Source organism: Pseudoalteromonas sp. BSi20311 (assembly GCF_000239875.1).
Taxonomy (GTDB): Bacteria; Pseudomonadota; Gammaproteobacteria; order Enterobacterales; family Alteromonadaceae; genus Pseudoalteromonas.
Genome location: NZ_BADU01000039.1, coordinates 33,143 through 45,632 on the forward strand (window position 1 = coordinate 33,143; position 12,490 = coordinate 45,632).

Annotated in this window: 8 protein-coding genes; 3 read left to right on the plus strand and 5 right to left on the minus strand. The window is 40.5% G+C overall.

The window, feature by feature from the left end; genetic code table 11:
- Positions 1–4 precede the first annotated feature (4 nt).
- Complete coding sequence (gene ccoO, locus P20311_RS03730) at positions 5–679, minus strand: cytochrome-c oxidase, cbb3-type subunit II (protein WP_008109817.1); 675 nt, start codon at positions 677–679, stop codon at positions 5–7.
- A gap of 12 nt (positions 680–691) precedes the next feature.
- On the minus strand, positions 692–2,125 hold the full coding sequence (gene ccoN, locus P20311_RS03735; RefSeq protein ID WP_008109818.1) for a cytochrome-c oxidase, cbb3-type subunit I: 1,434 nt from the start codon (positions 2,123–2,125) through the stop codon (positions 692–694).
- Positions 2,126–2,461: 336 nt separating this feature from the next.
- On the opposite strand from ccoN, the gene P20311_RS03740 reads away from it, so the two are divergent.
- From P20311_RS03740 to P20311_RS03750, 3 genes are all read left to right on the plus strand, one after another.
- Positions 2,462–2,890, plus strand: coding sequence for a hypothetical protein (locus P20311_RS03740; protein WP_008109819.1), 429 nt, complete (start codon positions 2,462–2,464; stop codon positions 2,888–2,890).
- A 762-nt stretch (positions 2,891–3,652) separates the two neighbouring features.
- Entirely contained in the window at positions 3,653–6,355 is a 2,703-nt protein-coding gene (locus P20311_RS03745) for a TonB-dependent receptor (protein ID WP_008109820.1), read from the plus strand.
- A gap of 107 nt (positions 6,356–6,462) precedes the next feature.
- Positions 6,463–7,830: a hypothetical protein gene (locus P20311_RS03750; RefSeq protein WP_008109821.1), complete on the plus strand. Its 1,368-nt coding sequence runs from the start codon at positions 6,463–6,465 to the stop codon at positions 7,828–7,830.
- Positions 7,831–7,890: 60 nt separating this feature from the next.
- Here the strand turns inward: P20311_RS03750 and P20311_RS03755 are convergent, their stop codons facing one another.
- Genes P20311_RS03755 through mfd form a run of 3 tightly spaced genes read right to left on the minus strand, consistent with a single transcriptional unit; the run spans position 7,891 to position 12,481 of the window.
- Positions 7,891–8,145: a hypothetical protein gene (locus P20311_RS03755; protein ID WP_008109822.1), complete on the minus strand. Its 255-nt coding sequence runs from the start codon at positions 8,143–8,145 to the stop codon at positions 7,891–7,893.
- 26 nt (positions 8,146–8,171) lie between these two features.
- Positions 8,172–9,008, minus strand: a complete 837-nt coding sequence (locus tag P20311_RS03760) for a peptidoglycan binding protein CsiV (RefSeq protein WP_008109823.1) — start codon at positions 9,006–9,008, stop codon at positions 8,172–8,174.
- Positions 9,008–12,481: a transcription-repair coupling factor gene (gene mfd, locus P20311_RS03765; RefSeq protein ID WP_008109824.1), complete on the minus strand. Its 3,474-nt coding sequence runs from the start codon at positions 12,479–12,481 to the stop codon at positions 9,008–9,010. The genes P20311_RS03760 and mfd overlap by 1 nt, the downstream gene beginning before the upstream one ends.
- Between the last annotated feature and the right edge of the window lie 9 nt (positions 12,482–12,490).

Sequence of the window (12,490 nt, forward strand, 5' to 3'; positions counted from 1 at the left end):
TAATCTACTTCAAATGTGTGCCAAGTTGTTGCAAATAAGCAATAAGGGCTTGCATTTCTGTTGCACCTTTACCGTCATTCATTGCGTCAACTTTAGCAATGTCAGCGATTAATTCCTCGTCACTGCCATAACCTAAACCCGGGTGTTTTGGGTTTTCTGGGTTAATAGCAAACGTGTCACGGAAAATTTGTAGCTTTTTCAGAGTTAAGCTTGTATCGAGCGTGTTCTCTGCTAACCAAGGGAAGCCTGGCATATTCGACTCAGGAACCACAGCACGTGGATCAACTAAGTGCGCATAATGCCAGTCATCTGAGTAACGTTTACCTACACGTGCTAAGTCAGGACCAGTACGTTTAGAACCCCAAAGGAATGGGTGATCCCATACTGACTCACCCGCAACCGAGTAGTGACCGTAACGCTCAACTTCATCACGAAATGGACGAATCATTTGTGAGTGACAGTTAGCACAGCCTTCACGTACATAGATGTCACGACCTTCAAATTCAAGCGCGTTTAATGGGCGTAACCCATCAACGGGTTTAGTTGTGTCGTCTTGGAACATTAGCGGGGTAATTTCTACTAATGCACCAAAGCTGATTGCGAAAACAGTCAAGATAGCCATAAGGCCGATGTTTTTCTCGATAATTTCGTGTTTATTTTGCGAATTTTTATTGCTCATTATCTGACTCCGTTATGCTAACTGCGCTTGTTCATCAAGTTCTAGCGAGTTATTTTTCGCTGAAACTGTACGATAAACGTTATAAGCCATAACCAGCATACCTGCGACGATGAATACACCGCCTAAGAAACGCATAACATAGAAAGGATGAGAGGCTTCTAACGACTGAACAAAGCTGTACATTAATGTACCGTCAGAGTTAACTGCACGCCACATTAGGCCTTGCATTACACCTGAAATCCACATTGCAACAATGTATAAAACAACACCCACTGTGTGTAACCAGAAGTGTGTATTGATTAATTTAATGCTGTACATACGACCTTGCGAGAATAACGCTGGGATAAGGTGGTAAATAGCACCGATAGAAATCATTGCAACCCAACCTAATGCACCTGAGTGTACGTGACCTACAGTCCAATCTGTGTAGTGCGATAACGCATTTACAGATTTAATTGCCATCATTGGGCCTTCAAATGTCGACATACCGTAGAAAGACAATGAAACAACTAAGAAACGAAGTACCGGGTCAGTACGTAGCTTATGCCATGCACCTGAAAGCGTCATAATACCGTTGATCATACCACCCCAAGACGGTACAAATAAGATAATAGACATCACCATACCTAAGCTTTGCGTCCAATCAGGAAGCGCAGTGTAGTGAAGGTGGTGAGGGCCTGCCCAAATGTAAAGCGAGATAAGTGCCCAAAAGTGAACAACCGATAAACGGTATGAGTAAACTGGACGACCCGCTTGCTTTGGTACAAAGTAATACATCATACCTAAGAAACCAGCAGTAAGAAGGAAACCTACAGCGTTGTGTCCGTACCACCACTGAACCATTGCATCAACCGCACCGGCGTAAATTGAGTATGATTTGGTTAGTGAGACTGGAACAGCCATGCTGTTAACAATATGAAGTACTGCAACAGTAATAATGAAACCAGCATAGAACCAGTTAGCTACATAAATATGTGCTACTTTACGTTTAGCAATGGTGCCCATAAAGACGATAGCGTAAGTTACCCAAACAACAGCAATTAAGATATCGATAGGCCACTCAAGTTCTGCATACTCTTTAGAAGTAGAAATACCCATTGGTAAAGTAATGGCTGCAAGAACAATAACTAACTGCCAACCCCAAAAGGTAAAGGCGGCTAATTTATCTGAAAGAAGGCGCGTTTGACATGTACGTTGTACGACGTAATAAGACGTCGCAAAAAGAGCACTTGTACCAAATGCGAAAATTACTGCGTTCGTGTGTAACGGACGAAGTCGAGAGTAAGTTAACCATGGTGTGTCAAAGTTAAGTGCTGGCCAAGCTAGTTGGGCAGCAATTAGAACCCCAATACCCATGCCAACGATGCCCCAAATCACTGTCATAATAGCGAATTGGCGTACAACTTTATAATTGTACTCAGTTTGTGATGCTACTGTTTGGCTCATTTTCTGGCTTCCGCTGCAATAAATGCGTTTAGAAATGAATTACCCACTTGTTAAAGTAGGACCTACTATTATTCCAAAGTATACTATCTAAACCCCACAATATGTGGTTTTAAAGATAATAATCTCAAGAAATACTTGTTTTTTTTGCGGTTGAAATGATAAATTTTTTGGCCTTAAAAAGATAGGTCAATTGCGTAATAATATGACATCAATCAAACTTTATTAAGTTGCTGTCTATTTTTTGAGGTGATTTGTACCTTACTCGCTCACTAAAGCCGATAATCAACCAACTTGCCCTAATGATGGGCTCATATATTAAATATTTTGAGAACCTGCATGTATATGTATAAAGTGTGTTTACTTTCTTTTCTATTATTTTTACTAGGCTGTGACTTTTCTGGATCAACAACAACACCAAAAGTAAGCCAATCACAAACCGAGTGTAAAAATAACGCCCCCTGTATTTTTGCAAATCAAGTTAAAGTGTGGCTGAGCGAGGAAACCCTATCACCGGAAACACCGTTTTCAATTTATGCACAGTTACCGGCTGGCGTAACAATAACAGCGGCTAAGTTAGAGGGAGTAACTATGTATATGGGCTACATTCCGGTGCAGTTTACTAAACAGGGTCATATTTGGTTAGCAAATACTATGGTTGGGATTTGCTCAGAAAAAAATATGGTATGGAAGCTTGTTCTTACTACTGTCGATACAAACACCGCCACAAGCGAAAATGTTGAATACTTTTTTAACGTTACCTATTAAAGATATTCTATTCAGGTGCGGCTTTTAACTGTGCCATTCCCATAGCATTATAGTGGCAAAGCAAAATATCACCTATCTCACACTCAATAGTTATCTGCAGTTAAAGCACGTCAGTTAAAATAACCCCCCCTAGCAGAGCACAAGAAACCTATTTATCTTCAAGTTTAATAGCTTCAGTGCTGATGGGCTTACTTATTCAATTGTGCTCATACATGCAATAAAGTACCCATATCATTTATAGATGGGTTTATCTAATGGACCCACTTTGATGACAGTTTTTGCTTTAACTTGTAACCAGTCTGAAACTCTCAATACACATAAAATTTGCATGATTAAAACTTATAACAAAAAATTTCAGACTAAATAAACAATCTCCTTGCATAAATATGGTTAGTAATTAACACCTAGTTTTACCGTTTTAATAACGAGCTGTGATTAACATGTTAATTTTCCTATTTAAGGCACACTATCCCGATAATTACATTTAATTACAAACTCTACCCATTTGATTTCACCTGTGTTTTTTATGTGATTTGATTTGGTTTAGTATATGATTTATATGTGTTTTTATTCATTAACAATGAAACATACTGTAACCTTTGTTCCTTTCGTGGGACGCCCCAATTTGTGTAGATTGTAAAACACTCACCTGTTAAGTTTTCGTTCAGTTAAAGGCGCCTAAGTTGCTCCCGCTCACTCAAAATTCTCATAAAAGTGGGCATTACCAATTTAGGTAAATTTTTCAACAAGTAGGGTTCATCCATGAAAAAATCAACTCTTGGTTTAGCTGTAATTGCAGCAATCCCAATGTTCTCAAGTGTTCAGGTTTTAGCTGCAGACGAAGCAGCAAAGTCAATTGAAAAAATTCAAGTAACGGGCTCTCGTATCAAGCGTTCAGATATGGAAAACGCAAGCCCAGTTACACTTATCGGTGCTGATGACATCCAAGCTATGGGTGCAACAAGTATTGATAGCGTTTTACAAAAAATGACCGCTACAGGCGGTGCAATGACCAACCCTGGTGTTAATAATGGTTCAGGTGGTAATGCACGTATCGATTTACGTGGCTTAGGTGCTAACCGTACATTAGTACTTGTTAATGGTCGTCGTATGATTGCATCAGGTACTGGTGCAGCATCAACGGTTGATTTAAACACCATTCCAGTTTCAATGATTAAGCAAGTAGAAGTACTTAAAGATGGTGCATCTGCTGTATACGGTACTGATGCGGTTGCAGGCGTAGTAAATATTATCTTAAAAGATAATTTTGAAGGTCTAGACATGAACGTCAACACTGCAATTACAGGCGAAGGCGACGCAACAGAAAATTCTATAGATTTCACTGTAGGCAGCTCATTCGACAAAGGTAATATTGTTATCGGCATGCAGTACACTGACCGTGGTAAAGCATCTCAAGCTGATCGTGATTACTCAAACTGTCCAATTGCTGAAGGTGCAAACGGCTTATATTGTACAGGTTCTTCATACAATGAAGGCGGTCATATTTGGAACGGTAACGGTGAAAAAGGCACAACTGTAAACGCTAAAGGCGAAGATACAACAGTTTCTCTTATCGATGATAATGGTGTAACAGGGCGTGGTGGTGATTACCATCGTTATACTAATGAAGATGCTTATAACTACTCACCAGCAAGCTACCTTTACACGCCAATGGAGCGTTTAAACTTAACAGGTATCGCTACATACGAACTATCTGATGACACAAGCGTATTTGCTGAATTTACTTATACAAAGCGTTGGTCAGAGCAGCAAATGGCACCACAGCCAGTATGGTTTGATTTTGAGTACAATACAGAGAATATGGGTGACTCACTATTAACTCAAAGCTATGATAATCGTGTTGATTTAAATGGTGACGGCTACTTAGATAAAGATGCTGATGGTAACTACATCACACAAGAAACGAATTACAAAAATGGTGATGCAATTTCTTACGGTCGTCGTATGTCAGACACTGGCGCGCGTTACTTTGAACAGTCAGTTGATACTGTTCGTGCTGTAGTAGGTGCAGAAGGTTTTGTGGGTGATTATTCTTGGGACGTATCAGCTAACTTCGGTCGTAACGACTCAGTTGATAAGTTAAGTAATCTTCACAACATGGGTGCCATTCAGGATCAAATCACTGAAGGCAAATTCAACCCATTAGATCAAGCTGCATGGGTATCTGAAGATTTCCGCAAAAATGTTTACACAGAAGTTAACAACGGTGGCAGCCAATTATTCATATTAGCAGCGTCTGTTTCAGGTGAAATGTTTGAATTACCAGCAGGTTATGCTGCATTTGCAGCGGGTGTAGAGCGTCGTCAAGAAAAAGCATGGTTTACGCCAGATTCATTAACAGCGCAAGGCCTTGCAAACGACCCAATGGTTGAGCCAACTGCAGGTGGTTTTGATGTAAACGAAGCCTATGTTGAGTTCGCTATTCCTCTACTAGCTGATGCACCTCTTGCACAAAATGTTGAGCTAAGCGCAGCAATTCGTGCATTCGATTACAGTACATTTGGTTCTGATGAGACATGGAAACTAGGTCTTACTTGGAAAGTAAATGATGAATTAATGTTACGTAGTGTTGTTTCAACAGCTTTCCGTGCACCAACGGTTTCTGAGTTATATTCAGGTAATTCACCATCGTTTGATCAAATTGATTTCCCAGGTGCACAAGAACAAGCAGAAGTAACAGTCGGTGGTAATGATGCATTAACACCAGAAGAAGCTGATACTTTAACTGCCGGTATTGTTTATGAGCCACAGTGGTTTGATGGTTTCTCAATGACACTTGATTACTATGAGATTGACATTGAAAATGCGATCACACAAGTTGATAGTCAATACATTGTTGAACAGTGTCTAAATAACCCAGCAAATTCTAGCACAGCACTTTGTAAGTCAGCGGGTGTTTCAATGGATGCAACTGGCCGTGTTAAATTTAATAACCAGTTACAAAACGTAGGTTCTGAAAAAACATCGGGTGTTGATTTAAACCTAGCATACAGCTTTGAAGCTGCAGGCCTTAACTGGAAAGCAGGCTTAGACACAACATACTTAGAAGAGTATGTAGTTGCAGTAACGGGTTCTCCAGTTGATTACGCCGGTGTAATTACTTCTGGTACTGGTGGTTATGCAGATCTTAAGTCAAACCTAACCATTAATGTGTCAGGTGACAACTGGGATGCACAATACCAAATGCGTTACATCGCGGGTATGGATAGCTACGCATGTCTAAATAAAGACACGTGTTATGCACCTACAACACCATCAGTTATCTACAGTGACTTGAGTGGTAGCTACCTAGTAAACGATACTGTTTCTCTTTCAGCAGGTGTAAACAACTTGTTCGATAAACAGCCTCCTTACTACACTGGTAACAACGACTCAAACACTGACCCGTACACTTACGATGTGTTAGGTCGTCGTTTCTTTGCAAGCGTAAACGTTAAATTCTAATTTTAACTAATTAGAATTGCTAAAAGGCCTAGTTTTTACTAGGCCTTTTTTGTTGAACAAAATTAAAGAGGCACGTAAAATTGAATATCAGACCCTAGGAGGCATCATTGTTAAAGCAAGACGAAAATTTATCGTTTGTTATTGAACCGCAATTATCACCGCGTGCAGAGCAGCGTCTCGATCTTTATTTTTCTATCCCAAACGAGATGGGTATTAATGCACAAACCCTTAGCGAAGAGTCTTACTTTAATAACCAATTTAAATCTTTTGTAGCCTACAACGCTAATAATATCCACCTTCCATTGGTACGAAGCCGCTTTGTGAGTAAAAACAAAGGTGAGCAACAAGACTACCGACAAAATCTAAATTTATATTGTTATCAAGTACGCCTTGCTATTGATGCTGATATTAAAGATGCGTTAAAAATTCAAGAAAGCGATGAATTTTACCAACGTGCAATGGAGCTTTGCGAGCAAAGCCAAAGCCTACTTCGAAAACTCAGACGTTACACCCCAGATAACGAAAAGTTGATCCCGTTTTATACTAATGCTGATAACTACCTAAGCTGGCAAATTGAACAAACTTTTTTAAAGCTGCTTGATGAAGGCCCGCGTAGTAGCGATCACGCTAAAGAGCGAAATGACTTACTAAACTTTTGTAAGTCAGAGAGTGAGTATCGAGCAGAGCAGCAATATAATTCTGATTCAACACTTAAAGACGCCAATAGAATTACTAATAAGATGCGTTTACTCCAGCGTTTAATAGAGCATGGAGTGATTTTACAGCGCCAAACACGCTATCTTAATAGCTATTTAAAACGTTTGGTAAAAGGCTCTGTAACGGCCGTTATAATGGCTTTTGTAATGGTGGTTATTTTAAATGCGCGTTCTACCTTTACTGAAATAACCGCCTCATTGATTTTGATTTTAGGGGTTATTTACGGGCTGAGAGAAATATTTAAAGAAGATATTACCCGTATTATTTGGCGTGCTATTGTGCGAGGGCGGCCAAAATGGCGGTTTATTTTTAAAAACAGCATCACAAAAGATAAAGTGGCGAGCCAGTTTATTTGGTTAGAATACACCCGGTTTAAAAAAATCCCTAAAGAAGTGAGAAAAATTTTCTCCAAGCGTCGTCAACAAAATAAACAGGCGGCACAATGGCTGCATTTTGCTAGCGAAACACGGGTCAGTGCTAAAGAATTTTTGCCAGGCTACGATAGCTTGCAGCAAACACTGCAATTTAATCTTGCGCCATTTGCACGTTATTTAAAAAAGGGGGAGGGGAAACTCTACCATTTAGAAAATAATAAAATTTCTAAACAGGGAGTCGAAAGACGCTACCAATTAAATATGGTATTAGTTCTAACCGAATCTGATAATGCACTGTATCAACGCTACAAAATCACTTTAAATCGCAGTAAAATTGTCAATATAGAGCTGATTTACACCAGTGACGCTAAAAAAGAGGAATAACATACGTTATTCCTTTATTCCTTTATTCCTTTATTCCTTTATTTCTTAACCTTAACTAGCTTACTTATCTGTTAGCCCTTTTTTGCTGTATAGCGTTACTTTGTCTGATACTAAGGTAATTTCGATGTTTTTAGCGTCATCCCCCCAAGTACAGCTAGTATGCAGTGTTTTTTCTACACAATTATCAGCACTACCTAAAATGGCTTCAACTTCAGTTTTGCCCATTCCGATTTTAATTTTTTCGTAATTTTCCAAGCTTACTTTCGAACAAGCCGCAAGACTCAGTGCTGCAGCAATTATTAGTAGTTTTTTCATTGTTATTTTCCTTTGAGTAAATACCGTTAATGATTAAATTTTCGAATTTGTACAATCATCCCCAGTCGAGGGTGATCAAAGTAATGAATATCTTCGCTAAACACCCGTCTAAACTGTGAAAAACGGGCTGACTCTAGCTCTCCGTTGTCACGTTTTTCACTAATATCAAAGTGTGCATTAATGAATAAGTAATGGCGCAAGTGTATTTTAAATAGCCCATCTAATTCCCATTTCATTTCGGGAGATTGAGTTTCGATAAATAGTGGCTCAGGCGTATTTATCAAGCTAATAAAATCAGAATTGGCGTAACTAATCGCGGTGTTTATATTGTTCTTTAATTGGCTGCCTGCAAACAAGTGTATGTTAGGCGAACGTGATTTGCTCGCACCTTCAAATCGCCAACCGGTATGTAATAAAGGAGTAAGCCCTTTGCGGTTTAAAGCTTGACGTTGCGATTCGAACTGCAATTGCTCAGGGGCTAACAGGTAAGTTTGCTCCATCGTCTCTAGTGCTGGTGCCTGAGGGGTTACTGGTAGCACATCGTAACTCTTTATATAATCAATGCTGTCGTTACACGCTGCTGACTGTGGGTTTGAATTAACTAAGGTGTCAGCAAAGGTACGTGTTTGAAAACGCGGATCGCCGTTTATACACGCGTCCATTGCTTGGTTTTTATAAACTGGGCTTAGTAAATCTAAGGTGTTTTTATCTTCTAAGGCATCGTGCTTTAAGCTAAAGTCTTCTTGTAGATATGGGGCAGGGCGTTGTTTAAATATCAATACCTCTACTTCAAACCAGCGCTCTGCAAATGCAGTACTGCTGAACAAGCAGCATAAAATAACCAGCGATTTTTTCAGCAACATTAATGGCTAACCTTTTTTTCGAAATCTGCAATCATAGCAGTGATCATTTTTAAGCGTTCACGGGCATTTGCCTCGCTAATGACAAAGCGTAATTTATTTGCGCCATCCATCTTGTAGATATGCGGCGCACTTTGTATCAAACCAATAATGAAGCTAGGATTAACCTTAGTATTTTGACTAAACTCAAAGTAACCCCCTTTCGGGTTAGCTTCAATTTTTGTTATGCCTAAATTACTCGCCTGCATTTTTAGTTGTTGTAAGCTAAACAAGTTTTTAGCTGCATCGGGTAATAAACCAAAGCGGTCTATCAATTCAACTTGCAGCTCATCAATATCAGCAAGACTAGCACAACTTGCTACACGCTTGTACATACCTAAACGCGCGTTAACATCGTGAATATAGTCATCTGGCAACAGAGCCGGTAGCTTTAAGTCTACTTCTGTTTGTTTTTGTAATAGATTTTCAAGAGTTGGCTCTTGACCATTTTTAAGTGCGTTAACGGCCTGTTCAAGCATTTCCATATACAAATTAAAGCCAATGGTCTGCATTTGCCCTGATTGATCATCCCCTAATAGCTCACCCGCACCACGAATTTCTAAATCATGAGTTGCTAAGGCAAAGCCAGCGCCTAAATCTTCTAATGAGGCAATCGCGTCTAAACGTTTTTTCGCATCTTTAGAGAGTGCCTTAGGGTTACCGGTAAGTAAATAAGCATAGGCTTGGTGATGGCTTCTACCTACACGTCCGCGTAATTGGTGTAGTTGAGCAAGACCAAGTTTATCGGCTCTATCCATAATTATGGTGTTTGCTGTGGGCACATCAATACCGGTTTCAATGATTGTGGTACACACAAGGACATTGTATTTTTGATGATAAAAGTCGGTCATTATCTGCTCAAGCTCTTGCTCTCGCATTTGCCCATGTGCAGAGGTTACTGTTGCCTCAGGCACCCATTCACTAATTTCTTGAGCGACACGTTCAATGGTTTCTACGTTGTTATGTAAAAAGTATACTTGGCCGCCACGTTTAATTTCACGCAGTACCGCTTCGCGAATAAGCTCTTCGTCGCGTTGGCGTACAAAGGTCTTAACCGCTAAACGTTTAGCCGGTGGAGTGGCAATAATTGATAAATCGCGCATGCCACTCATCGCCATGTTTAATGTACGCGGAATAGGCGTAGCGGTCAGAGTGAGTATGTCTACATCAGCTCTCAGGGCTTTAATTTTTTCTTTTTGACGAACCCCAAATCGGTGTTCTTCATCAACAATTAACAGGCCTAAATCTTTAAAGTTGATATCTTGTTGAATCAATTTATGAGTGCCAATAACCACATCTAGCTTGCCATCACTCATTCTTTCAAGGGTTTCTTTTTGCTCTTTGGTCGAATTAAAACGCGACAGCACACCCACTTCAATTGGAAAATCAGCAAAGCGGTCTTTAAAATTATCGTAGTGTTGCTGAGCAAGTAGGGTGGTAGGGACTAAAATAGCCACCTGCTTATTATCGTTAACTGCTACAAAGGCTGCACGCATAGCTACTTCGGTCTTACCAAAACCTACATCACCACATACTAAGCGATCCATGGCTTGTTTTGACTGCATGTCACCAAGCACCGCTTCAATGGCGTTACGTTGATCATCCGTTTCTTCAAACGGGAAGCTATCGCTAAATTGGCGATAAGCTTGGCCATCAAGCGTAAACTTATTACCAGGCTTAGCTTGGCGTTGTGCATATATGTCGAGTAACTCTGCGGCTACATCACGTACTTTTTCGGCGGCGCGCTTTTTCGCTTTATCCCAGGCATCAGAGCCGAGCTTATGCAGTGGCGCACTGGCCTCTTCACCGCCGGAGTAACGACTAAGCATATGAAGTGCCGATACCGGCACATAAAGCTTTGCTTCACCTGCATAAGTAATAGTTACAAATTCAGTCACCACACCGGCGGCATCAATCGTTTGCAGCCCTTGATAACGGCCCACACCATGGTCAAGGTGCACAACCGGTTGACCTTCTTTAAGCTCTGCTAAGTTACGAATTAGTGCGTCTTGGCTTGCTTCATACTTGTGCTTACGACGTCTGCGTTGTGATACTTTGATCCCAAGCAATTCTTGCTCGGTAATAATGCTCAAGCTTGGTTTAGTACTAAGCACTACACTTTGCTCAAGCGGACTGACAATTAAACCAACGTCATTACTGCTGTTGGTAAACTGCTCAAAACTATCAAATTCTTTAAATTTTAAGCCGCTAGGTTTTAATATACTCAGTAATGATTCGCGTCGACCGTCCGACTCAACACTGATGACAACTCGGCCTTTTTTCTTTTTTTGTTCTGCCACATAATTTATAAATGCATCGTAGGGTTGATGTTGTTTATGATCGATGCGTACATTGGGCAATTCATTAACTGCGAGGTTTTTATTACCTGCTTTGGTGCCTAGCTTTGCTTGCGATAGGCGAATGCGGCCATAATTGCCTAAATTGGAAAACAGCTCATTAATTGGCTGATATAATTCATCGGGCGGTAATAGTGGACGCAGAGGATCTACACGGCGGTTCTCATAACGCACATTAACATCGTGCCAAAAGTTATCCGCTGCATGCTCTAAATCCCCTAACTGCATGACGGTTGTTGAGTCAGGTAAGTAGTCGAATATGGTTGCTAAGCCTTCAAAAAACAGCGGCATGTAATACTCTATACCTGCTGGCCAATTGCCTTTACTGACCTGCATGTAGACTGAGTCTTGCTCAGCACTTGCGCCAAATTTTTCACGATAGCTTATTCTGAAACGTTCAATATCTGATTCGTTAGTAGGGAACTCATGAGCAGGCAGTAGCTCAATTTTGTCTACTTTTTCGTCTGAGCGCTGAGTTTCCACATCAAATAAACGGATGGTATCTAGCTCATCATCAAAAAAGTCGAGCCTAAATGGATGCTTACTCCCCATGGGGTATAAATCAACAATAGAGCCGCGTATGGCATATTCGCCATGTTCCATGACTTGTTGCACATGTAAGTAACCCGCTTGCTCTAAATTTTCTCGCAGGGCATGGGTGTCTAATCTATCGCCTACTTTAAAATTCAGCGTTGAGCCGTATATAAATGATGCTGGTGCAGTACGCAGCATCAAGGTTGATACCGGCACAATGAGCACGCTTTGTTGCTCTTTTTTCAGTGTATTGAGTGTTGCTAAGCGCGCTGAAATAATATCTTGGTGGGGAGAGAAGTGATCATAAGGCAATGTTTCCCAATCTGGAAAAACCATCACTGGGTTATCAGGCAGCAAGTACTCTAATTCTGTTTCAAGGCGCAGAGCACTTGGAGTATCAGGGGTAACAATTAACACCAAGTTATCTTGCTGTTTTACACCTTGTGCAATAGCAATGCTTAAGCCACTGCCTAAAAGTTCGCCCCATTGAATTTTATCTTTTTGAGATTTTACCCAAGGCAAGGCTGCCCATTGCTCAAACGCCATTAATTACTC